The sequence below is a fragment of the Fibrobacter sp. UWB5 genome (assembly GCF_002210295.1).
In the GTDB taxonomy this organism is placed as follows: domain Bacteria; phylum Fibrobacterota; class Fibrobacteria; order Fibrobacterales; family Fibrobacteraceae; genus Fibrobacter.
This window is the reverse complement of sequence record NZ_MWQH01000005.1, coordinates 202,264-225,613: the sequence shown is the minus strand read 5'-3', so window position 1 is coordinate 225,613 and position 23,350 is coordinate 202,264. Positions and strand designations below refer to the sequence as shown.

At 50.9% G+C, this 23,350-nt stretch carries 25 protein-coding genes and 2 tRNA genes; 10 read left to right on the top strand and 17 right to left on the bottom strand.

The features are described from left to right. Window positions 1-2: 2 nt before the first annotated feature. Together B7989_RS09300 and B7989_RS09295 are read right to left on the bottom strand one after the other, a co-directional pair. Window positions 3-791 (bottom strand): outer membrane lipoprotein-sorting protein, encoded by a 789-nt coding sequence (locus B7989_RS09300; protein WP_073317962.1) that lies wholly within the window; start codon window positions 789-791, stop codon window positions 3-5. A 24-nt stretch (window positions 792-815) separates the two neighbouring features. Continuing rightward, window positions 816-1,223, bottom strand: coding sequence for a DUF2147 domain-containing protein (locus tag B7989_RS09295; protein WP_088628224.1), 408 nt, complete (start codon window positions 1,221-1,223; stop codon window positions 816-818). A gap of 148 nt (window positions 1,224-1,371) precedes the next feature. On the opposite strand from B7989_RS09295, the gene ispE reads away from it, so the two are divergent. The 3 genes from ispE (at window position 1,372) to B7989_RS09280 (ending at window position 3,015) form a co-directional block, all read left to right on the top strand. Next, window positions 1,372-2,238: a 4-(cytidine 5'-diphospho)-2-C-methyl-D-erythritol kinase gene (gene ispE, locus B7989_RS09290; protein ID WP_088628266.1), complete on the top strand. Its 867-nt coding sequence runs from the start codon at window positions 1,372-1,374 to the stop codon at window positions 2,236-2,238. Between the two features lie 48 nt (window positions 2,239-2,286). Then, window positions 2,287-2,358, top strand: a tRNA-Gln gene (locus B7989_RS09285). Window positions 2,359-2,394: 36 nt separating this feature from the next. Beyond that, window positions 2,395-3,015 (top strand): 50S ribosomal protein L25, encoded by a 621-nt coding sequence (locus B7989_RS09280; protein WP_088628223.1) that lies wholly within the window; start codon window positions 2,395-2,397, stop codon window positions 3,013-3,015. 88 nt (window positions 3,016-3,103) lie between these two features. Here the strand turns inward: B7989_RS09280 and B7989_RS09275 are convergent, their stop codons facing one another. From B7989_RS09275 to B7989_RS09260, 4 genes are read right to left on the bottom strand one after another with little or no spacing between them, the layout of a single operon-like run. Then, the gene (locus tag B7989_RS09275; protein ID WP_088628222.1) at window positions 3,104-4,051 is read right to left on the bottom strand and encodes an asparaginase; all 948 of its coding nucleotides are present in this window, start codon (window positions 4,049-4,051) and stop codon (window positions 3,104-3,106) included. An 11-nt stretch (window positions 4,052-4,062) separates the two neighbouring features. Continuing rightward, window positions 4,063-5,049: a hypothetical protein gene (locus tag B7989_RS09270; protein WP_088628221.1), complete on the bottom strand. Its 987-nt coding sequence runs from the start codon at window positions 5,047-5,049 to the stop codon at window positions 4,063-4,065. Next, entirely contained in the window at window positions 5,046-5,615 is a 570-nt protein-coding gene (locus B7989_RS09265; RefSeq protein ID WP_088628220.1) for a DUF4416 family protein, read from the bottom strand. The genes B7989_RS09270 and B7989_RS09265 overlap by 4 nt, the downstream gene beginning before the upstream one ends. Window positions 5,616-5,618: 3 nt before the next feature. Beyond that, window positions 5,619-6,866 (bottom strand): hypothetical protein, encoded by a 1,248-nt coding sequence (locus tag B7989_RS09260; protein ID WP_144265011.1) that lies wholly within the window; start codon window positions 6,864-6,866, stop codon window positions 5,619-5,621. Between the two features lie 96 nt (window positions 6,867-6,962). Between B7989_RS09260 and B7989_RS09255 the strand changes: the two genes are divergently transcribed. Beyond that, the gene (locus tag B7989_RS09255; protein WP_088628218.1) at window positions 6,963-9,326 is read left to right on the top strand and encodes a DNA internalization-related competence protein ComEC/Rec2; all 2,364 of its coding nucleotides are present in this window, start codon (window positions 6,963-6,965) and stop codon (window positions 9,324-9,326) included. On the opposite strand, the gene B7989_RS09250 is transcribed toward B7989_RS09255, so the two are convergent. Further along, window positions 9,327-10,034, bottom strand: a complete 708-nt coding sequence (locus B7989_RS09250) for a hypothetical protein (protein WP_088628217.1) — start codon at window positions 10,032-10,034, stop codon at window positions 9,327-9,329. It lies immediately after the preceding gene. A 46-nt stretch (window positions 10,035-10,080) separates the two neighbouring features. Between B7989_RS09250 and hisC the strand changes: the two genes are divergently transcribed. Together hisC and hisN are read left to right on the top strand one after the other, a co-directional pair. Continuing rightward, window positions 10,081-11,172 carry a histidinol-phosphate transaminase gene (hisC, locus tag B7989_RS09245; RefSeq protein WP_088628216.1) on the top strand — a complete coding sequence of 364 codons (1,092 nt, stop codon included), beginning with the start codon at window positions 10,081-10,083 and terminating at the stop codon, window positions 11,170-11,172. A 14-nt stretch (window positions 11,173-11,186) separates the two neighbouring features. Further along, entirely contained in the window at window positions 11,187-12,002 is an 816-nt protein-coding gene (gene hisN / locus B7989_RS09240) for a histidinol-phosphatase (RefSeq protein ID WP_088628215.1), read from the top strand. Window positions 12,003-12,090: 88 nt separating this feature from the next. Here hisN and B7989_RS09235 read toward each other — a convergent pair whose 3' ends face one another. Next, the gene (locus B7989_RS09235; RefSeq protein ID WP_088628214.1) at window positions 12,091-14,643 is read right to left on the bottom strand and encodes an ATP-dependent Clp protease ATP-binding subunit; all 2,553 of its coding nucleotides are present in this window, start codon (window positions 14,641-14,643) and stop codon (window positions 12,091-12,093) included. A gap of 352 nt (window positions 14,644-14,995) precedes the next feature. Further along, on the bottom strand, window positions 14,996-15,568 hold the full coding sequence (locus B7989_RS09230) for a hypothetical protein (RefSeq protein WP_088628213.1): 573 nt from the start codon (window positions 15,566-15,568) through the stop codon (window positions 14,996-14,998). A 47-nt stretch (window positions 15,569-15,615) separates the two neighbouring features. On the opposite strand from B7989_RS09230, the gene B7989_RS09225 reads away from it, so the two are divergent. Then, complete coding sequence (locus B7989_RS09225; protein ID WP_088628212.1) at window positions 15,616-16,215, top strand: fibrobacter succinogenes major paralogous domain-containing protein; 600 nt, start codon at window positions 15,616-15,618, stop codon at window positions 16,213-16,215. Here the strand turns inward: B7989_RS09225 and B7989_RS09220 are convergent, their stop codons facing one another. From B7989_RS09220 to B7989_RS09210, 3 genes are all read right to left on the bottom strand, one after another. Then, window positions 16,216-16,518: a type II toxin-antitoxin system YafQ family toxin gene (locus B7989_RS09220; protein ID WP_088628211.1), complete on the bottom strand. Its 303-nt coding sequence runs from the start codon at window positions 16,516-16,518 to the stop codon at window positions 16,216-16,218. Then, on the bottom strand, window positions 16,515-16,790 hold the full coding sequence (locus B7989_RS09215; RefSeq protein WP_072977381.1) for a type II toxin-antitoxin system RelB/DinJ family antitoxin: 276 nt from the start codon (window positions 16,788-16,790) through the stop codon (window positions 16,515-16,517). Before B7989_RS09215 ends, B7989_RS09220 begins: the two co-directional genes overlap by 4 nt. 645 nt (window positions 16,791-17,435) lie before the next feature. Further along, on the bottom strand, window positions 17,436-18,533 hold the full coding sequence (locus tag B7989_RS09210) for an FISUMP domain-containing protein (protein ID WP_144265010.1): 1,098 nt from the start codon (window positions 18,531-18,533) through the stop codon (window positions 17,436-17,438). Window positions 18,534-18,807: 274 nt separating this feature from the next. Here B7989_RS09210 and B7989_RS09205 point away from each other — a divergent pair, with 274 nt between their 5' ends. Both B7989_RS09205 and B7989_RS09200 read left to right on the top strand, forming a co-directional pair. Further along, window positions 18,808-19,122, top strand: coding sequence for a BrnT family toxin (locus B7989_RS09205; protein ID WP_088628209.1), 315 nt, complete (start codon window positions 18,808-18,810; stop codon window positions 19,120-19,122). Continuing rightward, on the top strand, window positions 19,119-19,334 hold the full coding sequence (locus B7989_RS09200; RefSeq protein WP_088628208.1) for a CopG family antitoxin: 216 nt from the start codon (window positions 19,119-19,121) through the stop codon (window positions 19,332-19,334). Before B7989_RS09205 ends, B7989_RS09200 begins: the two co-directional genes overlap by 4 nt. A 23-nt stretch (window positions 19,335-19,357) precedes the next feature. Here the strand turns inward: B7989_RS09200 and B7989_RS09195 are convergent, their stop codons facing one another. From B7989_RS09195 to B7989_RS09185, 3 genes are all read right to left on the bottom strand, one after another. Then, entirely contained in the window at window positions 19,358-19,546 is a 189-nt protein-coding gene (locus tag B7989_RS09195; RefSeq protein WP_088628207.1) for a hypothetical protein, read from the bottom strand. A 42-nt stretch (window positions 19,547-19,588) separates the two neighbouring features. Beyond that, window positions 19,589-19,662: transfer RNA gene (locus B7989_RS09190), tRNA-Pro, on the bottom strand. Between the two features lie 78 nt (window positions 19,663-19,740). Beyond that, complete coding sequence (locus tag B7989_RS09185) at window positions 19,741-20,208, bottom strand: Smr/MutS family protein (protein WP_088628206.1); 468 nt, start codon at window positions 20,206-20,208, stop codon at window positions 19,741-19,743. Between the two features lie 156 nt (window positions 20,209-20,364). On the opposite strand from B7989_RS09185, the gene B7989_RS09180 reads away from it, so the two are divergent. Next, window positions 20,365-21,198 carry an ABC transporter substrate-binding protein gene (locus B7989_RS09180; RefSeq protein ID WP_088628205.1) on the top strand — a complete coding sequence of 278 codons (834 nt, stop codon included), beginning with the start codon at window positions 20,365-20,367 and terminating at the stop codon, window positions 21,196-21,198. Here the strand turns inward: B7989_RS09180 and B7989_RS09175 are convergent. Beyond that, the gene (locus B7989_RS09175; protein ID WP_088628204.1) at window positions 21,195-22,025 is read right to left on the bottom strand and encodes a lauroyl acyltransferase; all 831 of its coding nucleotides are present in this window, start codon (window positions 22,023-22,025) and stop codon (window positions 21,195-21,197) included. The two genes, B7989_RS09180 and B7989_RS09175, sit on opposite strands and share 4 nt — an antisense overlap. Next, entirely contained in the window at window positions 22,012-23,349 is a 1,338-nt protein-coding gene (locus B7989_RS09170; RefSeq protein ID WP_088628203.1) for a UDPGP type 1 family protein, read from the bottom strand. Before B7989_RS09170 ends, B7989_RS09175 begins: the two co-directional genes overlap by 14 nt. Between the last annotated feature and the right edge of the window lies 1 nt (window position 23,350).

Below are 23,350 nucleotides of genomic sequence, written 5' to 3'. Positions count from 1 at the left end.
TTTTACTTGACCTGTTCACGTTCCAACGCACTGACTGTAAAGTAACTTTCGTTTACTTTTTCGTCGTACTTAAGGTTCTTGATTTCGTAGACGGTTTTGTGGTTTGTTTGGACGTTGGTCATGGTCATCTTGAGAGAGGTCCAGTAGCCGTTCACTTGCTGAATATTGTCGGCAACGAGTGTCTTTTGCAGACGATTCTGTTTGTCGAAGTATTCGCCCTTGTGGACCACGTAAGTCTTCTTGTTCACCCAGGACACGCGACGGCTTACTTTTGCTTTGGGATCCTTTGCCTTTGCTTCGAGAATCCAGCAGTCAATTCCGTTCACCTTCTCTTCGCCGAGAATGGCGAAGTTGTCCTTGGAAAGACTGCGCGTGCCCAGGTCGTCGTAAGTAAAGTCTGTTCCCTGGAAATCGTCGTCCTTGCTGGAACCCGAAACGCGGCGCACCTTTTTCATGGCAGGGAGGTAAATCCAGCTGTCGCTATCGACGGTGGAACCATCGGCCTTGTCGGGGTAGTCGTAGGTGAGGTAGCTGATTCCTGCCACGTCCCTGGGTGTCTTGAAAACAAGGACCGTCTTGTCGGTGGTTCCGTCCTTCATGGTGTAAGATGCGATTTCGCGATTGCGAGTCTTTCCGTTTTTGTCAATCAGGGTAACCGAAATGGTTCCAGACGATGTTTTTCCGGAAGGCAAGTCGTGAACTTTCTTGGCGATTTCGTTTGCCGACTGGGCAAAGGTGGTTGCCGCATACAATAAGCTAGTGCCGAGCACTTTAATAAACAGATTCTTCATATTTTCTCCTTATTCCATCTTTTTTTACTTTTTACTGCGTTTCCAATATTCCGTGGCACCCAAAAGTCCCCAGCGGTCAAGCGAACCGCGCATTTCTAGGCGACCGTCCTTGGTGAGTGAAATCTTTCCGTGGTAGGTCTTGTTTTCTTCGGGGTCGTAAATGGAGCCGCCCTTTAGCATACCGTCATCTTCTTTCATGTCCTTGATGATGATGGTGCCGATGAGCTTTTGGTCGGCGGGGTCATCGGAATCCAGAATTTCGGTGAGCTTGCCGTAATACAGCCCGTTGCTGCTTTTATAGATGAGTACGGTGGCGTAAGGCTTGTCGGTATCGGGGTCGATGGCGGTCCACGGTCCCAGAATTTTGTCGACTTGGGCTTCCACTGCCAATGTAGCAAGGCATAAGAAAATGGTGAAAACGATTTTCTTCATAATTTTCTCTTCTTTTGGTTTTACAAGCTTTGGGCTTGTTTAATAGTTAGAAACTATCATCCCTTAATATATATTGTTTTTTTTTTACGGTAATGAAAAGTTTGTCCTAGGTATTCCAAATTGGAATATTTTTGCTAAGTTTAATGGCATGAAAGAATACGCTCCTGCTAAGATTAATTTGTTCTTAGATGTCATCCGCAAGCGTGAAGACGGATACCATGACTTGGGCACGCTGTTCCAGACCATTGACGCAGGCGATACCATAAGTGCCGAGCCGCGTCAGGATGGTCGCATTACGCTTTGCTACAACGAACCGCAGAATTATCCGCTGGAATCGGACTTGGTTTACAAGGCCGCAAAGCTCTTGCAACAAGAATCGGGCACGACGCTCGGCGCAGACATTTACCTCAATAAAGTGATGCCTTTGGGCGCAGGCCTTGGCGGAGGTTCTGCAGATGCTGCAGCGACGCTTCGCTTGCTGAACCAGCTGTGGAAGCTCAAATTTAAGTTCGAAAAACTTGAAGAAATCGGTGCGAAACTGGGTGCTGACGTGCCGTTTCTGGTGCGTGGCGGTACTGCCATGGCCGAAGGCATTGGCGAAAAGCTGACTTTTGTAAAGCCGTTGCAGTTGAGTGACGAACAGTACCTGTTGGTCGCGACTCCGCTTGATTCCGTACCGACCAAGGATGCCTACGCGGGCGTGCCCAAGTCCGGCCCGGACCGCTGGGAGACTTACAAGTCCAAGTGCATGCGCACGGGCAAGGCTGCGTCGATTGACTTTGCGCTTGCCAATACCTTCAATGCTTTTGAGGAATCGGTGTTCCCCAAGCACCCGCTTGTCGAAGAGATGAAGAATGAGTTTAAGCGTCTCGGGGCGAAGGCCGTCCTGATGTCGGGGTCGGGGGCGTCTGTTTTTGGCGTTTTCGAGACCCGTAAGCAGGCGAAAGAGGCTGCCGAAGAGCTGAAACCCATCTCCAGGTACCAAGTGGTAACCCGCTTTTTTGAGGGTTTTTAGCCCTCACCCTTTGAATTTGGCGTAAATTTGCTATATTTGCGCCACCATTGGGGTATCGTCAAGTGGTAAGACAACGGATTTTGATTCCGTTATTCGTAGGTTCGAATCCTGCTACCCCAATGAATTTTTTAACCATTTACTAATTGGAGTAAAATTATGGAACTCACAAAGCTCGCAGCAACCTCGAGAGTGCTAGGCAAGAGCCGCGACAACGCCCGCCTTCGTAAGGCTGGCCAGATCCCGGCTGTCTATTATGGTAAGGGTCAGGAGTCTGTGAATATCAGCGTTAGCGCAATTGATGTTCGCAAGGTCCTCGCCCCGGGTAAGCGTTACACGCTTCTCGACTTGGAAATTGATGGCAAGGCCGGCAACGCTGCCGTAATTTACAACTACCAGAAGAACCCGATTACCCAGGAAATCGAACACATCGACTTCCTCAAGATCGACGATACGACCAAGGTCAAGGTTCGCGTTCTCGTCAAGCTCAACGGCCTCCCGGTTGGTGTTAAGACCCAGGGTGGTACCTTTGCTCAGCAGAACCGCTACATCCAGCTCGCTGCCGTGCCGACCAAGATTCCGGCCGTGCTCGAAATGGACATCTCCGAATTCCCGGCTCCGACGACGTTCTACGCCAAGGACCTGAAGCTCGAAGACGGTATCGAACTCGCTTGCAAGCCGCGCACCGTTATCTTCACCATTACTGCCAAGAGCGGTAAGAAGGCTGACGACGCTGCTGATGCTGCCGCTGCTCCGGCTGCCGCTGCTGAAGCCAAGTAATTTTCAAAAAAGAAAATTTCAAAGAACCTGTCCTGAACAAGGGCAGGTTTTTTGTTTACGGTTCTTACTGTTCGCTGGAACGGGTTGGTTAAAGCGCGAAGACGCGCTTGATGTCGTCGGTGCGGCTTGTCTGCGTAAGCACGAGCTTGAGGAGTACGGCGGCCTTTTGAGGCGGCAGGCGGCCAGCACAAATGCGGCCTGGCGCAAGCGATTCGTTTAGAGTTACGAGCCCGTGATGGATTCGGCTCGAAATGACCACCGGAATGTCGATGCTTTCTAGGGCGCGGGCCCATGCCATGCTGAATTCACCCGAGCCGGCGCCCGCAATCACGAGACCGTCGGAGACGCAGGCGGCGTATTCCAGAATTTTCGGGTTGGCGTCTACGGTGAAGTAGACCACGTTCACGCGCGGCAGGCTTTCGAGCTTGGACACGTCAAAGAAATTCTGCTCCTTGAGGGCGTTCCAGTTGGAGCCTTCGCCGGGGGCGCTGACGCCCATCGCATTAATTGCCGATGCGCTACATTTTTGCACATTGCGTGCATCGAAAAGTTCACCTGCAAAGTAGACCCAGACCAGGTTCGCCGGAGGATCGTCGTCGACAGCGAAGCCGGCTGCCGCACGTACGGCGCCCAGCAGGTTGGCGGGGCCATCGGGATTCTTGGCGGTAGCAGGCTTCATGGAACCCGTGAAAATCACTGCCTTTTCGCACTTGACCGTAAGGCTTACGAAGTAGGCCGTTTCGTCCATGGTGTCGGTGCCGTGAGTGACGACGATGCCATCTACGGATTCATCGGCCTGCAAGTCGGCAATGCGGTTTGAAAGCTTGATCCACAGCTTGTCCGTCATGTCGTCGGAATTCACGTTGCAAATCTGCTCGGCCGTAATTTCGGCGTACTCCGAAAGCTCCGGCACAGATTTGACGAGGTCTTCGGCCGAAATTTGCCCGGACACATAGCCTGTATTTTTGCCGGGTTCACCGGCGCCAGCAATTGTGCCGCCCGTAGCAAGAATCACGATGTGTTTTTTCTTCGCCATAGAATCCTCCGCTACCTTACTTCATCTAGCAGTTGCTGCGTGGTGACGCCGTAGTATTTTTTGAGGGCTTCGTCGTCGCCGAGGGTGCGCATATCCTGAATGAACTTCCTGAAATGCACGAGGTTTGCGTTGCGTGCCAAAAGCCGTTCGACCATGGCCTGCGAATACCAGTAGAGTTTAACGGCCGTACCGGTGTTGTTTTCGTTTACGAAGGGCGTCTTGAGCGCTTCAATGCTAGGAACGCTGCCTTCGGGCTTGGCCATTCCCGTACGGGAGGCGTCAATCACCTGGGCGATGCCTTCGTTTACCCAAAGCGGTATGTGGTAACGGGTCATGGCGCGGATAAAGGCGTGGGTGAGTTCATGGAAGAACATCGGACGGTAAATTTCGCGGTAGGCCATCACGTTCACGGGAATACGGAGCTTGCCATCGAATACGGCTCCGACCCATTCGGGGCGAGGGCCTACACCTTGGTATTGCGAAGATTCGTAAAGCACCAGGTGCATCTTGTTTTCGGGATGAAAGTCAAACAGGTGGCAGAGTGAATCGTAGGCAACCTCTAATACCGAGAGCGCTTCCATTACGTCACTGCGGGAAGGGCGACCTTCAAATTCCACGCGAAAATGCATGGACCGTTCAATCTTGAGTTCGTCCATTTCGCGAATCAGGGATTCGCTTTTCTGCTTCAGGTAATCCAGGTCTTCATGCCGGAATTTTCGCGACTGAACGTAGGCAATGCAGTCTTCGTATCGTTCCTGTTCGTAGAGGATTCCTGCCAAATGGAGCTGTAAATTCTGGTCGTCGGGGGCTTCCTTGAGGAGCGTGCGCACGTTTTTCTCGGCGCAGTTCCATTCTGCCATTTCCAGGCATTCATTGGTCTCGGCGATTAGCGCTTCGTGCTTGTCAAAAGCCTCTTTGGCCGCCGATTGCTGCATGAACCAGCGAACTCCGACGAGCAAGACGATGACGCCAATGACAATCGAGACCAGATTTTTCAAAGTCTTACCGCCGTATCTTTAGACGAATCGTTTTTACCGCTGCCGGCCTTCTTGTAACGTTCGCGAATGAGTTGCAAGTCATGCTGGTAGGGGTTGCGCTTAAAGTCTTCGAAAGCCCAGGCGGTGGGGTGGAATTGTCCCTTCGCGTAAGTCAGGAGCATGTCGAGCCATACGCCATTGCCGGCGTAAAGTTTGAACGGTCCGCGCTTATAACTTGGTAAAACCACCTTGTCCAAGTCCATGTAACCGATATCAATGTTCACGCGGCGCGCTTCAGGGTTTGTGGCCTGCGCCATCGTAAGTTCCAGCGCATTGCTTCGTTCTTTTTCGGCGGCTATCGTTTCGGGCGGAATCGTCTTCTCGAACGAAACCACGCCGCGATACAAGCCTTCTCCCATTTCGGGCGTGTAATAGGGCGTCTTGTCGAAAGCAAATAATTTCCCCTTATGGCGAATCTTGCCCCAGGTGTTTTCGAGGGCATCGATCACTTCGGGCAGCCATTCGGCACTGGGCTGCAAGACAAATGCAATCAATTGGGCTTGTTCAGAAAATTGCGAAGCTTTCATAAATCAATGCGGGAAAATCATCAGGTTCTGACGGATAATGGCCAGTTGCTGTTTGCTAAACGAGAGAGTCTTGTTTTCTACCGTGAGCGGGAACATGTAATTGCCTGCATCCGGGCAGTTCTCGACTTTGAACGGGGTGTTCGCGAAAACGCGGATGCGCGGCATCAAGCGGTTGACGCGGAAATCGGTCCTTTGAACTTTGGCAAAGCTTGCCGCCACAAGTGAATTGCAAGAGGGGGTGTCTTCGAGCCCGTCTTCAAGGTTCGAATAATCGCCGAAATCGTAGCCTTCAAAGATGGTTTCGATATCGGCAGTAGTCGCGGTCGTATGGCGGAGCCCAAAGAAATGGCCGGTTTCGTGGAGGGCCGTTTCAATGATTCCCTGCATGTCAAGCGTTTCTTCGCCAGCCGGGGTCTTGATGTGCGTTCCCAAAACGACGGTACTTCCGGTTCCCTTGCCGAGGTTTGCGCTAAACAGGTTTGAATAACCCAGAATGCCTTCTTGGTCAATAAAGTGCACTAGGGTGATGTCCAACGCGTTTTCAGCACCGGGCCAGCCACCCAGTTCAGAAACCATGATGTCGTCTGAAGAACGGCCTGCAATCCAGGGCTCGTTTGCCGGGTAGTTTTCCCCGAGAGTCGGGTGTTCGGCGGCTCGCTTGATATAGAGCGTGTCAATCGTTACGGAGGTGTAGTGCTTGCGGTATTCCGCCAACAAGTTTGAAGCCAGTTCCTTGACGCTAAAGTCCTCGAGTTCTTCTTCGATATTGCCGACCAGAATCAGGTTGATTGAAAAATGGTCGGAGTAGGCGCCTTCGCCCGTGAACCGGATGTTTGAAACGCGGCCCTGGTAGTAGGACTCGTCTTGAATCAGGCTCGTTGCCCACAAGGCATTTTCGCGTTCTTCGCAAATAAAGGAGTATATGTAACGGCCGTTCTTGACAACGGGATCCAGGGTGCGGACCACTTGGGCGTGCAAGTCTTCGCCGTTTTTGCTCAGGAAAATTCTAAAAAGCTGGAGCTTCGGGGCTTCAAAATCGGGGTCAACATCGAATGACAGCTGGTAAGTGGCATTGGGGTGGACTATCAGCGTAATGCCGTGAGCCAGGTTCGCAGCCGAGGAATCGTTTTGGGCGTAGTCGTTGGGGAACAGTCCAAAAGCAAGTCCGCTGTCCGGGTAAAGGATAAATTCTTTTTCAGGATCATCACCGCAGCCTGCCAAGAATAGCGCCAGGCCTAAAAAGTACAACACACAAAATTTTTTACAAAAATTTTTCATAAAAAAACGTTCCAGTGCCTCCAAAAAAGCGTGTATAGAAGAGGGACTCTTCTGAAGGGCTTTATAACAATGAAATCTAGAAAAAAATACAAAATTCAGACTGATTTATATAACCTGTTGACTCCGCTCATGGGAAAACCGGCCTTGTTGTGTGCCATTGTCATGACGGTTGTTTTTGCAGGCCTCGATGAACCGCTGTACGCTTGTTTCTTGTGGCCTGTTTTAGGCCTTGTGACGCATGTCTTCAAAAAGTCGTTGCAATGGGTTGTCTTGATCAGTGTCGTGGTGTCGTTTGTTTGCCATGAATACTCGGTGCGCCAAGATGAGAATGATTTGCCTGCGGCAGGCGCTTATACAGAGGCTTGCGGGATTGTCGAGACGACGCAATCCAAAAAGAGCGGCATGGCGATCGTCATTCGCACGACTCAAACGATTGCGGGGGAGCTGCTTTCGCCATATCGTGTTCGACTGACTGAAAAGCGCTCGTTGCCCGAGTACCCTATGCCCGGAGATTCGCTTTGTTACGAGGCTTCGTACTATCCGGTTTTGCCGCCTACGGTGCCGGGCGCATTTGATACCCAGGGATGGCTTAAGTCACAAGGGCTCTTGGCGTATGGCAAGTTTGTCCATTGGACGACTTACCGTAAAAACTGGGTGCCGGAGCGCAGTTTTTATCAATTCCGCAAGTGGATTGGGTCGCGATTTAGCGATTATCTGGACCAGTCCGAAACGGGACTCTTGTTGGGGCTCTTGGCGGGTGACCGGAGCGGTATTCCCGATGCCTTGCGCAGTGATTTTCAGCGTTCTGGGCTAGTTCATGTTTTGGCGATAAGCGGGTTTCATGTGGTATTGCTTGCCGGAATGCTCATGATTTTTTTGAAGGCGACGGGGCTTCCGCACCGAGGCGTGCGCATTTTGGCGATTGTACTTCTGTTCTTGTATATTCCTGTGACCGGCGGGTCGCCCGCCGTAAGGCGTGCGGTGCTCATGTTTGCCGTGCCGCAGGTCGGCGCATTGTTCCAAAGGACTGCGAATACTCTGAATAGCCTGGGGGTCGCCCTTCTTTTCATTATGATTCCCGAACCCTCTGTCATCTGGAATCCGGGTTTTCAGCTTTCGGTGGCGGCGACCATGGGAATCTTGATGGGTGGCTCTTGGAGTCCGCTCAAAAAGTTGCCCGATGAACTTCGCAAGAATAAGTGGTGGTCCCGCTTGCAGGCGCTTGTGGTGGAGCCGACTTATGTGACCCTGTGCGCCACACTTTCGACGGCTCCTTTTTTGATTCACCATTTCAAGACGCTTTCGCCGTTTGCGTGGCTTGGCAATATTGTGGTGGTGCCTGCGATTTCGATGGGCATGCAGGCGGGGCTGTTTGCGCTGCTTTCTCCGTTTGATATTTTGCGGGAATATTTCTGTTATGCGGCTCGCTTCTTTTTGAGACTAGCTTCGCTCTTGACGCGCTTGCTGTCGGATTCTTCGCAAGCCTCTATTACAGTGGGGCCCTTTGATCCGTCAATTCTACTTTTATGCGGAGTATTGATTGTGTTGATGCCCGTTTTCGGTAAAAACAGGATTGCCCGGCGCTTTTCGCTGTGTTGCATGATTCTTTTTGCGATGACGTTTGCCTACAAAGGCTATTACGCCATTGTCAAACCGAGTTGGAAGTTGACGGCCATCGATATCGGACAGGGCGATAGCCTTTTGCTTACGACTCCTTCGGGCTCCCATATCCTGGTTGATGCCGGCGATATCAAGCGGCAAGATTCCGGAAAAGACATCATCGTGCCTTATCTGCACCATATAGGGGTTTCCAAGCTAGACGCCTTGATCATTACGCATGCGGACCAGGACCATTTTGGCGGAGCGGCGTCAATCATCAAGATGTTTCCGGTCAAGGAACTCTGGATAACGGATTGCGCAAGAATCGATGAAAAAGAAAACTGGCAACAGGTGATAGCGGAGGCTTACCGGCGAGACATTCCTATCCGCGATATTTCACGTGGGGTAATGTACAAAGAAAAGTTCTTTGAAATCAAGGTAATTCATCCCGATTCCAAACGTTGCGTAGATGCCAACACGCAAAGCATTTCGTTTCGGGCAAAGGGCCTCGGACATTCGGCAGTTTTGACCGGTGATTTGACGGTGCAAGGCGAAAAAGAAATCATGAAAACGGATGCTTATTTGGAAAGTGATGTGCTGAAACTTGGCCATCATGGTTCAAAGACATCAAGTAGCCGAAAATTCTTGAATCGTGTCAAACCAAAACTCGCCCTCATTTCGAGCGGCCGCAAGAACCGCTTTCGCCATCCGAGCAAACAGGTGATTCAAAGACTGGATTCTCTTAAGATTCCGTACCTGAATACGGCTGAACGCGGGACGATCAATGTCGTCTTCCGGCAAGATACCATGTTTGTCGAAACGATGTGGCGTTAGCTAGAGGGCCGTCTGCACGTACAGACCGATGCTCTTTTGGTCGTTGTTATCATCCTGCAGAACGCCGATATCGAATTCCAGGCGCACGCGTGTGCTGCCAAGGGCGAGTTCCAGCTTCGGGATGATGTCGACCATAAAGTCGTCGCGGAAATGTCCGGCGCTTCCGCTTGAGGTAATTTCGATCATGCAAAGGAAGCTTTTGCCAAAGTGCAGTGTCGGAATGGTTCCGAGGGCGAATTTGACGTAGCCGTCTTCTCCGGTAACGCCGTCAAAGAAACCGGCGCGTGCTTCGTAGGAGTTAGAAAAGTTGCTTGCGATGTAAACTTCTTTGCCGTAGGTGAGCACCATGGCGCTACCGTTGTTGCGGTTGAGTCCAAAGTAGCCGTCCAATTCTACAAATCGGCCGGCGCCCATACGGTATCGTCCACCGATGTCAATGGAGGCTTCCATGTTGTCCATCTTGTTGTAGGTGTACATGTCCACCTTGGCGCCCAATTCCCATTCCTTGTTTAGTGAACCCAAAATGTTCACGGGGAAAAGCACATTGCTTCCGAAATCCGAACGCAAGCCAAGACCGGCGCCAAACTTGGGCGAGGGTCTAGCATCGGGGCCGAGAGTGTAACGCATGTTCCAAATACGGTCCAAAGCGAAGGCGTTTTGAAAGCAAAGGCCTATTAACACAAAAATAATGAAATGGGAAATTTTCATGGGACTCAATTTAGCTAAATTTTAGGTGCAAAAAAAAGAGGATATCATGATTGATCCGCGTCCAGAGCTTTTGAAACTTTCTGATTACGTTCCCGGCAAATCCATGGAAGAAATCCGTGCCAAGTACGGTTTGACCAAGGTTGTGAAGCTGGCCTCGAACGAAAACCCACTGGGGGCTTCCCCCAAGGCTATTGAAGCCTATCGTGAAATTGCGGATATTTTACATTTGTACCCGCGTGGTGATGCTCCTAAGCTGATCAATGCCATCGCTGATTTTTACGGCGTGAACACCGACCAGATTGTTATTGGTAACGGTTCCGACGAAATCATTGACATGGTGGGTAAGGCTTTTATCCGTCAGGGTGACAACTGTATCGGCATTACGCCGACGTTCTCGGTCTATAAGTTTACCACACTTTCCAACGGCGCCGATTTTATCGGTGTCGGTGTGGGTGACCAGAAGACTCCGCTTTCGGAACTTTTGAAGGCTATTAACGACAAGACTCGCGTGGTCTTTATCTGCAGCCCGAACAATCCGACTGGCGTTTACTACAATAAGCAGGAACTGATTGACTTCCTGGATAAGGTACCGAGCAACGTGCTCGTATTCCTCGATCAGGCTTATTCTGAATTTGCAACGGCAAGCGATTATCCTGTGCTGATTGACATGTTGGACAAGTACAAGAACTTGTTTATCAACCGCACGTTCAGTAAGATTTACGGCCTTGCAGGGCTGCGCATCGGTTACGCATTCGGTAACGTTGAAGTTATCCGCGCCTTGTGGAAAATCAAGCCGCCGTTCGACGTGAACCAGGCCGCTCAAGTGGCTGCAATTGCCGCCCTTTCCGACAAGGAACACGTCAAGCGTACGCTTGAACTCAATGCTGCTGGCATCAAGTATCTGACTCCGGAGTTTGAATCGCTCGGCTTCAAAGTGTTGCCGACTCAGGGTAACTTCATTTGCGTCCACATCGGTGCGAAGGCGAAGGACCTCGTGCTGTTCCTCGAACAGAACGGCATGATCGTTCGCGGACTTACAAGCTTTGGCCTGCCCGAACACATCCGCGTGACTCTCGGCAAGCGCGAAGAAAACGAACTCCTGGTCAGCCTCGTTAAAAAGTGGAAGGCGGAGAATTAATCGCCGGAGGTGTTATGGCAGCGACTGCTGAAAATCAAGAGCTTTTGAAAATTGCGCTTAAGGCCGCAGACCTTGCCCAAGAAAATATCATGAAGTATTTTCAGGCAAGCGTTGGCGTGGAATGGAAAAAGGACAACACGCCTGTGACCGTCGCTGACAAAAGCACCGAAGAAATTGCCCGCAAGTTCTGGGAAAAGGAAACTCCGGGCTTTGGCGTGATTGGCGAAGAATTCGGAATTGAAAATCCCGATGCCGAATACCAGTGGGTGATTGACCCGATTGACGGAACCAAGGCCTTCATTCATGGCGTTCCTCTGTTCGGTACGCTCATTGCCTTGTACAAGAAGGGAACGCCGATTGCTAGCCTTATTCGCATTCCTGCCATGAATACGGCGGTGTGGGCGGTCAAAGATGGCGGCGCATTCTTAGACGGCCGTGAAATTAGCTGCTCCAAGGTTGCTAAACTTTCTGATTCGCTCGTGCTTTCGGGCACTGTGAATACCATGGAAACCGCGGGCTACGGCGAAAAGTATGCTGCCGTACGTCGCGCAGCCAAACTGCATCGCGGCTGGGGAGATTGCTACGGTTACTACCTAGTTGCCGCCGGCCGTGCCGAACTGATGATTGACCCGGTGGTTTCGTTGTGGGACATTGCCCCGTATCCGCTGCTGTTCAAGGAGGCGGGCGGCAAGTTCAGCACTATCGACGGCATCACGGAACTCTTCGATGCAAGCGGCAAGCCGGTAGCCCCGATTTACGAAGGCTACACGAGCATGGCCTCGAACGGCTTGATTCACGACGAAGTCGCGAAAATCATGTCTGCCAAATAAAACGCTAATCAAAAGACATTAAAAAATGACCCGCATCGTTTAGGATGCAGGTCATTTTTTGTTAGGGAGGGATGATTGGAGGAGAATATTACTTCACGGTGAACGTAGTTCCATCGTAGTCGATGGTGACCGGCTTTGCGGCACTCACTTCGCCAGCGAGGATTGCATGGCTCAGCGGGCGTTCCACGTTCCGTTCCAGATAACGCTGGATCGGACGTGCACCGAATTCCGGCTGGTAAGCACCGTCGGCAATCGCTTCGAGCGCCTTGTCGGTCAGCGTGAGCTGCAAATCCTGACGGGCAGCGCGTTCGGCGAGGCCCTTGAATTTCAGCTTCACGATGTCCTTGATTTGCGGCTTCGTTAAACTCTGGAATACCAGCACTTCGTCCAAGCGGTTCAGGAATTCCGGCCTGAAGAAACCACGGAGTTCCGGCTCGATTTCCTTCAAGGTCACAGGCTTTGCATCACCTGCGCGGTTCTGGAAATGAGCGGCGCCCAGGTTCGAAGTCATCAAGATCAAGGTGTTCTTGAAGTTCACGGTACGGCCCTTGCCATCGGTCAGACGACCATCGTCAAGCACCTGCAACAGCGTGTTGAACACGTCGGGGTGAGCCTTCTCGATTTCGTCGAGCAGAATCACGCAGTACGGATGCGTACGCACGGCTTCGGTCAGCTGGCCGCCTTCTTCGTAGCCCACGTATCCCGGAGGCGCGCCAATGAGTCGCGAAACGCTGTGCTTTTCCATGTATTCGCTCATGTCGATACGCACCAGCGCATTCTCGTCGTCGAACAGTTCCACGGCAAGCGCCTTCGCAAGTTCCGTCTTGCCCACACCCGTCGGGCCCAGGAACAAGAAGCTACCGATCGGCGCATTTTCGCGGCTAAGTCCGCTACGGTTACGCAGAATCGCTTCCGAAACCGCCTCGACGGCTTCGTCCTGGCCTATCACGCGGGCGTGCAGGCGTTCGTCCAAGTGCAACAACTTGGCCTTCTCGCCTTCACAAAGTTTCGTGACAGGAATTCCGGTCCAACGGCTCACCACGAGGGCAATCGTCTCTTCGGTCACCTCTTCGCTCAGGTCGCCGTCGCTTGCGGACTTCTTGATTTCTTCGGTCTTCGCGGCGATTTCCTTTTCGAGGTTCACAATCTTGTTGTACTTGAGTTCGGCGGCGCGGTTCAAGTCATAGCGGGCTTCGGCCTGCTCCATCTCGTCCTTCGCCTGCTGCAAGGACTTCTTGAGGCCCTGCAACTCGGCATTCTTCGCGCGCCTTTCTTGCCAACGGTCCTGCATGAGCTTGACTGCAGCATCTGTCGTCGCGAGTTCTTCACGCAACTCTTTCAGGCGCTTTACGCTGGTGTCGTCGGTTTCCTTCGCCAAGGCCTGCTCCTCGATTTTCATCTGGAGTTCCTTACGCTGCAAGGTGTCCAAGGCTTCGGGCACGGTGTCCATCTGCGTCTTCACAAGGCTTGCCGCCTCGTCAATCAGGTCAATGGCCTTGTCCGGCAAGAAACGGTCACTGATGTAGCGGTTCGAAAGTTTCACCGCCGCCACAAGCGCGTTGTCGTGCAGACGCACGCCATGGTGCGCATCAAAGCCGTCCTTAATGCCACGCAAAATTGAAATGGATTCCTCTTCGCTCGGCTCGTCAACCTGCACGGGCTGGAAACGACGTTCCAATGCGGAATCCTTCTCGATGTATTTGCGGTATTCCTGCGTGGTCGTCGCACCGATGCAGTGCAGTTCACCACGGGCCAGTTTCGGCTTGAGCATGTTGCCCAAGTCCATGGAGCCCTCGGTCTTGCCTGCACCCACGATGGTGTGGATTTCATCGATGAACAGCAAGGTGTTGCCGTCTTCTTCCAGTGCGTCCAGCACGGCTTTCAAACGTTCTTCGAAATCGCCGCGGTACTTTGCGCCCGCCATCAAGGCAGACAAATCGAGCGCAAACAACTTCTTGCCCTTCAAAGCGTCAGGCACGTCGCCGCGATAGATTCGCTCAGCGAGCCCTTCGACAATGGCGGTCTTACCCACGCCCGGTTCACCGACCAGGCACGGGTTGTTTTTCGTCTTTCGGCTCAAGATCAAGATGACGCGGCGGATTTCTTCTTCACGGCCAATCACCGGCGAAAGCTTTCCGTCGGCAGCCATTTCCACGAGTTCACGGCCATAGAGTTTCAGCGGAGACTGTTCCTCGGCATTGGCGGCACCCGCAAACGGGTCCGAAAGCCAGGTTTCCACGACTTCCACGGAACCGAGCGCATCTTCGAACACCTTCGCAAGGCCACGGTCGCCCGAGAACTTCATCAAGGCCACGAGCATATCGCCCGGGGTCACCATGCGGTTCACCTGGCGCGCCGCCTGCACGGAAGCACGCAAAATACGGTTCAAGTCGTTATCAGGTTCCACGTCGGGGTTCACGCCTTCCATGCGCGGAATCTTCTGCACGAACGGTTCCAATTTGCCGCGGAGCTCGTTGGTCTTCGCGCCCTTGGACTTATAAAGTTTCTTCAGGGTGGCATCTGGGCCTTCTACAAGGCCGACCGCCAAATGGGCCGCACCCAGGTAGGAATGCGAACAACGGTCACGCAGGCTCTGCGCCTTGGCCAACACCTTTTCTGCATCGTTATTAAAATCGGACATATTTTCCTCTCTTTTTTACCGCCATATATATGCAAAGGCCGTGCCAAAGCCCCGAAATAGGGAAAAATGGCTTTTTTTGACGATTTTTAGCCTAAAAACAGGTGCTTTACAACGGTTTCTTTTGGGCTGTTTAATAAAAAAAAGCCTTTTTTTCAAAAATTTACGCCATTTTGGCTCATTTTGAGACGTTGGGGTGTTGTAAAGTACAACAACACTTTATGTCCTACAACTATACCTTTTGCCCCTGTACGAATCTATCTTATGGATACGAAACCAAACATCCCAAACACCAACTACGGCATCCCTTGGGGGGGATGCCGTTAGTTTTTTTATAAGGGTGTTTTTCCCTGAGTTATTTCGAGAGGCACTGTGCGGCCTTGAGCATCAAGTCGACTTCCAGCTTTTTCTGGTCTTCAAAGGCGGTTTTCATCAGGTCGCGCACGGTGTAGTCTTTCTTGATTGATTTCAGCACGCATTCGCAGGTCGCTTTGTCTACATCGCCGGCTTTCAGGCATTCTTTCACGAAGGCGTTGTCCGTTTCGGCGGGGTAGTTCTGGGGAATGCAGGGCTCGATAAATTCAAATCCCCATTTTTCAAAATCGATGTTGTCGCCGTTGATCGAGCTCATAATCTGGTTGATGAACTTGCCGTCTCTAACAAGGCGGTCGTAGGCGCATTTGCAGGTTTTGTCGGCTTGGTTCACGCCCAGCCATTCCATGGATTGCACGGTGCATGATTGAACAAAGTTGTCCTTGAAAAGCGGGGTTTGTAGTAGAGTCTTGAAAATCAACATTTCTTCTTGCGAAATTGCGGGAGCCTGGGTGCTAGCCTGTGCGGGGGCTTGGGCTTTTGCGGTCGAATCGTTGGCGGCAAAGCAGAAGGCTGCTGCGCAAAGGAATGCGGCGATAGTTTTAGATATAGACATAAGACTCCGTTTTTTTCAGAAAATAGAAAATTAGTTATTTTTGGGCCATGAAGTTTTGGCTTGCCTTATTTGTAAGTTTGCTTGTAGCCTATGCCTCGGCGGCTCCTAAATCCAAAAAGAAAAACGAGTTCAAGGACCCGCGCGACAAGCAGACGTATCGCACGGTGAAAATTGCCGGCCTCGAATGGTTGGGCGACAACCTGAATTACAAAACCGAGGGCAGTTTCTGCTACAAAGATGAAGACGACCAATGCATGGTTTACGGCAGGCTCTACACTTGGGATGCGGCCAAAAAGGCATGCCCCGCCGGGTTCCGCTTGCCGACTCACGCCGACTTCGAAAGCCTCTGGACTGCAGCAGGCGCCGACTTTAACGCGGGCTACTTGATTAAGGCTGATTACGGCTGGTCGGGCGACACCAACGGCAACGACACTCTCAAATTCTCGGCGATGCCTGCTGGCAACCGTTTCGACGACGAAACCTACGGCAATACCGCCAAATTCGCCTTCTTCTGGAGCTCCGACGACGCCTCCGAGGGCATTGCCCCGGGCTCCGCCCGTGTGTGGTATCTCACCAGCAAATCCATGGCCTTTGGCTACATGTCCAAACCCAAGACCTTCGGATTCTCTGTACGGTGCGTGCGGTAATTATTTCCCGAATAAATCGGCGTGAGAGCCGGTGTCTACAAGTTCTAGAATAAGAATGTTTTCTTCGATTTTGTAGATTAACAAAAGATCGGGAAGAATGTGGCATTCCCTATGGCCGTTCCATTTTCCGACTAAAGCATGGTCCTTAAATCGAGCTTCAAGAGTTTCTCCTTTTTGCAGGGAGTTAACGACGCCTTCAATCTTGCTGACGTGTTCAATGTTTCTTTTGGCAATTTGTTTAAGGTGCTTTTTGAAGCGGTTTGTAATCCGTAAATTATACTTGAATCCGTCTTTGGAGTTCATTTTTTTATGTCCAGTTCCTCAAGCAATTCGTCGAACGAAGCATAAGTTTTTGCATTAGGATCGTGGGCGAGTTCTTCGCCTTCCTTGATGGCTTCGAGGAGTTCTTTGGACGGAGGTCTTGTAACGGCAAAAGGCAGGCCGTGGTGCAGAATGGCTTGCTTCAGGAAAACCGTAAACGCCTGGGAAAGCGTCAAGCCCAAGTCGTTGAATAGTTCGGTTGCCTGAGCCTTGAGCTCTTTGTCGATTCGTATGTTTGTTACCACGGTACTCATACCTCTAAATATACAACAATTGGTTGCGTTTGTAAAGTGTCTGTGGTGTAAATGTTGTAAAGTGGGCGGTCTTGTCATTTTTCGCAATTTCCTTAATTCTTGGCAAAAGATAAAACAAGAAATGGCTGGTGCGTGCAATCAACTGATTGCAAAATTGCGATTATTTTTAGGAGGGGGACGCCTCCCCCTGCTTGCAGCCCCGTGCCGGGTCTTCCAGCACCCCCTCGCCTAAGGGGCTCTGCCCCCTAAAACCCCCAGCTTCAAAAATGCCCACGGCTCCAGAAATGTGCTCGTCTCACTCACATGGATTCGGCCTTCGGCCTCTAATGTTCGCTCAACGACACTTTTTCTTCCGCCTTAGGGCATTCGTTTCCGGTTGTCTTGCCGCACTTGATGCGGCATCTCCTTTCCCCGCCCGCGTCATGCCGATGGAAATCGGCATCAGCTTTTCATGTCCGAAAAAAAACGCTCCGTCTCAGCCTGCTCCGCACGCGGACAAATTACGGCCTTCGGCCTTTACTGTCCGCTTAGCGGCCAGGCATTCGCCGCCGCTTTCTTCTTGGACATAATAACTCCCAATGGCCATTCTTACGAAAGGCCTATTTTTTTGATTTTTATTAAAATTTTACAGTTAAGTGAAAGTGGTTACTCGACCATTACGCAACGGACGGAGGCTCCTGTCACCTTAGACTGATAACCAGAAGAAATGGTCGTCTTATTAGGATTCATTCCATTACAAGAAGAGCGATGCTCTTGTGAGTTCTGTTCCTCAAGATAAAACCAAATTGTATAATCCTCCAATCTTGCAAACCCACCCTCTTCAGAACGATACCCAGCACCAATAAGGCTATAGCCACTATCATTGCTACCGCCAAAGCCGTACGCAGAACGGGTTCCCTTTACCCCATCTTCATTGTTATCAGCATGCACCACAATGTAGTAGTCATTATAAGTCAATAGGCGCCAGCCACTGGGGCATATTCCCTGGTGGTTTGGCTTGATTAAATCGGCACAGCTTTCGGTGTTGCAACGGCTCGGCAATTGCATCATTTCTGCCCACTGGTATAGGCCACCGTACTTGTTGCAGTTAGCAGTATCGTTTTTGTAACAGTAGCGTTCTATTTTAGAATCATCTTCTTGATCCTCAGAGCCCCAAACGAATTCGCCGACATTCAGGTTTTCAGCCATCACCTTGATGGTAGCAGCCTTGCCTGCCGTGTCTTCGCCGGTAATTTGTATGTAATAGTATTCACGGTTGTCGCGGGTATCAACAAATGTTTTGTACTCACCTTTACGCCAAAGCGTTCCCTTAAACGCATCGGTCCTATCGTAAGAACTGCTACTCGATTCTACAGTTTCAGAAGAGGTGACGCTACTGCTCGAAGCAACAACACTCGAAGAAGACTGCTTAACTTCTTCGCTGCTGCTCGACTTGGCTTCCGAAGAAGAAGACGGCTTTACCGAGGAACTGGATTCCTTCGACTTTTCTACCGAGGAAGAAGACTTGCCCTTATCAGCGCTCTTTTGCGAGCTTGAAGAATTTTTGGAAATTTTTTCACTGCTAGAACTTACATTATCGCAGTCATTGCTCTGTTCCTCGCACTGGCGAGGTTCCGGCGAAACAGAAGAAGAGGATTCATCGCCACATGCTGCAAGCAGGGCTAGGAGAATGGACAGAGCCAAAGCGTTTGCAAAAATCTTCACAGAAGACCTCCGGTTATAAAAATCCCACCAAACTTTCATTTTGGGGCAAATATAAATAATCAAATTTATGCTTGCCGCAATTCGCGACCGATTATATGGATTTCGTTGCAATTTTTTTTCTTTTTGTAAAAAGAAATAAATTTTTCGAATAATTGGTATTCAGTGACCTCCCAAAAGCGTGTATAGTATAGACGGTCTCTGTCTCTTCATGGAATGTCCCATGATGAAACGCTTAAAGGCTATAAATGGCAAAAAAAGGTGTTGCTTATTTTCATTTTTATAATTATATTATAATTATCCAGAGGAAATCTATATGCAAGTAGAATTCGTCTGGGACGACAAGAAAAATGCATCAAATCAAAAGAAACATGGTATTTCATTTGAGGAGGCTAAAACTTGTTTTGAAGATGACCATGCAAGAGTTTTCTTTGACGCCGAACATTCTGCGCAAGAAGAAAGATCAATTCTTGTCGGTTTGTCAAATCAATTGAGGACTTTGGTTGTTGTATTTACAGAACGAAGCGGGATTGTTTCCGAACAGTTGATAAATCGCATCATCAGTGCCCGAAAAGCGACTAGAAAGGAATTTCAATATTATTGGAACGCAAGAAAAGGAGATTGCTTATGAAGAAGGAATATGATTTTTCAAAAATGAAGGCCAAGAAGAATCCTTATGCAAAGTTCCTGAAAAAACAAATAACAATAAGGTTGAATTCTGAAACAATTGACTATTTCAAAAAAATGGCTACTGAACTCGGTATTCCGTATCAGGTGTTGATAGATTCGTATTTGACGGATTGTGCAAATACAAAACGCAAACTGAACATGAGTTGGGAGTAGGGGCGCGAGATTAGACAAAAGTTTCACTTCGTTTCAACTTTTGCCCTCCGGGTTTTGGCTTCGCCAAAATCGGACTTGGCGAGATTGACGCCTTCGGCGTCCGCGGCATCGGCTCGGTCATGACAGCCCGCGAGCGGTCTGTCGCGACGCTCGCCTCGCTCGCTTTTCGAACTCACGACTTCGTCGCTCGTTCTCAATCCCGCCAAATCCATATAAGACAAAAAAGACACCCTAGAAGGTGTCTTTTTGTCTTATCGGAATAGCGAGATTCGAACTCACGACCTCTTGCTCCCGAAGCAAGCGCTCTACCAGGCTGAGCTATATTCCGGTTCGGTGGTCCAATAATAGAAAAAAATGGAAAGAATTTAAAGGGGAAAGGTCCAAAAAAATGAAAAAAATCAAATTTTTATTTCTTGGCGGGCTTTCTGGTGGTTTTTGTCGGGGCGGGGCGCGGTTTTCCGAGGATCATGATGCTCGATCCGGCGTTGTCGGGCTCGACTTTGTACAGCTGGATACGGTTGCTCCATTCGGAACGCACCTTGCGGTCGATAATGCGCTTCACGTTGCCGTAGCTGGGGTTCCCGCCGCCGTGGATGACCCTGAGGATCTTGAGGCCAGCGATCATTAGGTCATCGATGCGCCGCTCCACGGTTTCTGCAGCCTCGTCCGAGGTCATGCCGTGCAGGTCAATTTCGTCTTCGGGCACGGGCAATTCCCAGGCGCTGGGGTTGCGGCGCATTTTACGCCCACGCGGGGCGCGTGTCGGGCGTACGGCGGCCGCTTCGGCCACCTTCTGCATTTGAGCGTCCTTGTCTTCCATATGGTGGTTGTTTATCCACTGCAGCTGGAATTCTTCTTCTTCGTTTAGCGCCATGATTCTCTCTTTTTGCGGTAAAAAATAGATTTTTTTGCTGAAATTGCTGTTTTTGAATCCATTTTTGCCGTCTAATCCATAATTATTACAATTTTTTGCATTGAAATCGAACCCATTTTTCTTATATTGTAATAAAAAGTTGAGGTTTTCGTAACAATGCGTCGTTTGTGGGTCTTATCAGCGCTTTTTGCGTTTATAGCCTTTACGGGCTGTACTAAGACTGATATTCCCAAAAACGAGGTTTTCTCGATTAACGATCTCAGTAACAAGAAGGTCGGGGTAATCAAGGGCACTACCGCCGAAATATACGCCGCCGATTACGGTACGGATTCTACTCGACTCCAGGCAGAAAAGTTTGAAACGCTCGCTCAGGCGGTAGATGCCCTGCTTGAAGGCAAAATCGACGCCGTGCTTACAGACGATGCTCCTGCCAAGGTTTTTGCCCGCAAAAATCCCTCGCTGCGAATCTTGAACGAAACCTTCAAAGAAGAATCGTATGCAGGCATTGTTGCAAAAGAAAATATGGGCCTGTTGGATTCTGTGAATATTGCTTTAATCCAGATGCGCGCCATGGGCGTTTACGATTCCATTTTCGACAATTATATCGGGGGGCAGACCAAATACCATGTTTCCCAAGATTCCGCTGTCGGCCCTGTTCTCAGGGTAGCGACCAATGCTGAATTCCCGCCGTTTGAATTCCGTTGCAAAAAACGCGGAATCGTGGGTATCGATATTGAAATTGCCCGCTATGTGGCCAATTACCTAGGGCGCAACCTCGAAATCATTGATATGGATTTTGATGATATTATTGATTCTGTTCGTGCCGGCGGCGCTGACCTCGGACTAGCCGCTTTCTCGGTGACCGAAGAACGCAGTCAGATTATCAACTTCACGGATCACTACGCCACGTCTAAAATTGTGGTTATGGTGCGTAGTGGCGAAGAAGAATCGACTTTCCAACGCATCAAGGATTCGCTGCTGGGTGGCTAAACCCTAAAGTTCCCGTGGTAATTCCAGCTCCACTGTTCAGGGTGTTCTGATATCCACGTCTCCGTTTCCTTTGCAATGTCTTTGACGAACATTTCGGGCTCGGTTTTTGGCGGATAGGCGCTTTCGAAACGGATAACGATTTGACGCCTTGTGTTGGTCCACGTGCGGAACGTGACGACGGATGCTCCCATCTGGTTCACTTTTTGCGGGAGGCGCAAGTAGAGCGTGCTCGCTTGCCCGAAAAGTTGGACTTCGTTGCCTTTGGTATTCTTTCCTTGGTCAAAAACCATGGCGAGAATTCCCTTTGTCTTGAACAGGTCGCGGATCAGCTTGCCGGTTTCTTCGGGGTGGTATTCGGTCAGGTGCGGGTCGCTGCGGAGTTCTTTGAGTACCTCGCGGAATGCGTCGTTGCCGACAGAATCAGTGATCAGGTGCACGTGCTCGCTGTAGCGGCAAAGGGCGCGGTGCAAAAGCTCGAATGCACCCTGGTGAATGCTGATGCCGGCAACGGGACCGAGCTTTACCGCCTCGCGGATGATTTCTTCGTTCTCGTAGACGATTCGGCTTTCGACGCTTTTAAAGCGTGCAAGTCCGCGGTAGGAATCGAGCGCGTTCCAGAAGATTCCCTTGAACATGTCGCGTGCGCTTACGGTCGTTTTTAAATAGGCCTTCGCATTTTCGAGGTGCCTTACCGTGCGCCCGTAGGCTCGCTTGGTGTGGAGCGCCTTGTAGATGGGGAAGGCGACTGCAAAAAGTGCCGAATAGAAAACATCCGGCACTCGCAATAAAACATTCAGCAGAATCTTGTATGTCTTACTCTTCGTCAAATTCCAGAATATTTCTTCCGAGTTCACGTTCGAACACGCGGCGGCTAAGTCCTTCGCCGGCGTAGCTCAGCGTGGGCGACACTTCGTAAAGCTTGCCTGGCTTCACTTCGACATGAGCCTTGCGCAGCCATTCGCGGTGGAGTCTGCCGATCATTTCGCGGGCGGTTTTCGGGCTGTCGTTTCCTTCGGCATTTTTCACCGGGCTGAATTCTTCTTCGCGCACCACGCCAAACGGCATCATCGTGCCCAGCTGCGGGAATGCATCGAACAGGAACTGTTCGAACTTCCAGCACTTTTCGATACCGCAAACGGTCTTGCGGGCCGTGTGCCACGGGAGCTTGCTCGTCTGCAGCTTGCGGAGTCCCTCGGTTTTGAACAAGTGAATGGCGATGTTTCCGCCGTCAAAGGTCAGGCTTCCGTCGGCATTCGTCATGTCGCGGTAGTTTTCGGGCAAGTCGCTGTATTCGACCACGCCAGGCTTGTTGTTCTGCAAGGCGAAAATGCCCACTTTTTCGTTCGGGCCGGCCTTGTGCACCACCTTGGATGCCGACATGCTGCGGCCTTCGCTTGCAAGGGCTCCGACAAAAGCCGGATCGCAAATGCGGCAAAGCGCGTTGTCGACGCTGTAAAGGAATACGTAGCGAACTCCTTTTTCAATCAACCAGGCGAGAGTACCGCTCTGGGCGAGTGCCCTAAAGCACCCGCCGTTGCCATCGGGCACAAGGGCCAGACGGTTGTTTTCGTCAACGACGGCCTTTCCGTTCGGGTCGAGCGCACAAATCGTACCTTGATCAAAGAAACGGATGTTTTCTCGGGCGTAACCGAAAAAGTTGTGCTCGGTAAAGAAGTTGACAGTCGCTTCGTGGTTCAGCGGGCTCGTCATGATGCACCACGGAATCGCATGGCCTACTTGGGCGGCCAAGTTCTGCAAGCGTTCTGCCTGCAGCTGGAACAAACTCTTGTGGCTCGGGAGTCCGATATCGAACATGCCCTTCGGACCATCGAAACCGAGGCGGGAACCTTGACCGCCAGCGACCAGAAATGCGGCGACCTGGCCCTTTCCCAACAAGATTTCGCCGGTTTCTTTCCAGAAGTCGTAACGCAAGTCGTCCGTTGCAATCTTGAACGGCATCGGCTTCAATTCGCCCGAAACGTTGTCATCGAGCGAGGCGTTCGATTTTTCGGTGTAAAGAGCCTTGAGTTCTTCCCAGTCCTGGGTGGCGATGTCGCGTTCCAGATTCTTGCGGGCATCCCCGCTCAAAGATTCAAGCTTGGCAATCAGCTCTTGCTGACCCGCCGCATTCAAAGTTTCGATGATGTCCATA

Bases quoted from the DNA above. Each gene is read 5' to 3' on its own strand.
- B7989_RS09300 (WP_073317962.1), bottom strand. From the start codon at position 791: ATGAAGAATCTGTTTATTAAAGTGCTCGGCACTAGCTTATTGTATGCG.
- B7989_RS09295 (WP_088628224.1), bottom strand. From the start codon at position 1,223: ATGAAGAAAATCGTTTTCACCATTTTCTTATGCCTTGCTACATTGGCA.
- ispE (WP_088628266.1), top strand. From the start codon at position 1,372: ATGAAAGAATACGCTCCTGCTAAGATTAATTTGTTCTTAGATGTCATC.
- B7989_RS09280 (WP_088628223.1), top strand. From the start codon at position 2,395: ATGGAACTCACAAAGCTCGCAGCAACCTCGAGAGTGCTAGGCAAGAGC.
- B7989_RS09275 (WP_088628222.1), bottom strand. From the start codon at position 4,051: ATGGCGAAGAAAAAACACATCGTGATTCTTGCTACGGGCGGCACAATT.
- B7989_RS09265 (WP_088628220.1), bottom strand. From the start codon at position 5,615: ATGAAAGCTTCGCAATTTTCTGAACAAGCCCAATTGATTGCATTTGTC.
- B7989_RS09255 (WP_088628218.1), top strand. From the start codon at position 6,963: ATGAAATCTAGAAAAAAATACAAAATTCAGACTGATTTATATAACCTG.
- B7989_RS09250 (WP_088628217.1), bottom strand. From the start codon at position 10,034: ATGAAAATTTCCCATTTCATTATTTTTGTGTTAATAGGCCTTTGCTTT.
- hisC (WP_088628216.1), top strand. From the start codon at position 10,081: ATGATTGATCCGCGTCCAGAGCTTTTGAAACTTTCTGATTACGTTCCC.
- hisN (WP_088628215.1), top strand. From the start codon at position 11,187: ATGGCAGCGACTGCTGAAAATCAAGAGCTTTTGAAAATTGCGCTTAAG.
- B7989_RS09235 (WP_088628214.1), bottom strand. From the start codon at position 14,643: ATGTCCGATTTTAATAACGATGCAGAAAAGGTGTTGGCCAAGGCGCAG.
- B7989_RS09230 (WP_088628213.1), bottom strand. From the start codon at position 15,568: ATGTCTATATCTAAAACTATCGCCGCATTCCTTTGCGCAGCAGCCTTC.
- B7989_RS09225 (WP_088628212.1), top strand. From the start codon at position 15,616: ATGAAGTTTTGGCTTGCCTTATTTGTAAGTTTGCTTGTAGCCTATGCC.
- B7989_RS09220 (WP_088628211.1), bottom strand. From the start codon at position 16,518: ATGAACTCCAAAGACGGATTCAAGTATAATTTACGGATTACAAACCGC.
- B7989_RS09215 (WP_072977381.1), bottom strand. From the start codon at position 16,790: ATGAGTACCGTGGTAACAAACATACGAATCGACAAAGAGCTCAAGGCT.
- B7989_RS09210 (WP_144265010.1), bottom strand. From the start codon at position 18,533: ATGAAAGTTTGGTGGGATTTTTATAACCGGAGGTCTTCTGTGAAGATT.
- B7989_RS09205 (WP_088628209.1), top strand. From the start codon at position 18,808: ATGCAAGTAGAATTCGTCTGGGACGACAAGAAAAATGCATCAAATCAA.
- B7989_RS09200 (WP_088628208.1), top strand. From the start codon at position 19,119: ATGAAGAAGGAATATGATTTTTCAAAAATGAAGGCCAAGAAGAATCCT.
- B7989_RS09195 (WP_088628207.1), bottom strand. From the start codon at position 19,546: ATGGATTTGGCGGGATTGAGAACGAGCGACGAAGTCGTGAGTTCGAAA.
- B7989_RS09185 (WP_088628206.1), bottom strand. From the start codon at position 20,208: ATGGCGCTAAACGAAGAAGAAGAATTCCAGCTGCAGTGGATAAACAAC.
- B7989_RS09180 (WP_088628205.1), top strand. From the start codon at position 20,365: ATGCGTCGTTTGTGGGTCTTATCAGCGCTTTTTGCGTTTATAGCCTTT.
- B7989_RS09170 (WP_088628203.1), bottom strand. From the start codon at position 23,349: ATGGACATCATCGAAACTTTGAATGCGGCGGGTCAGCAAGAGCTGATT.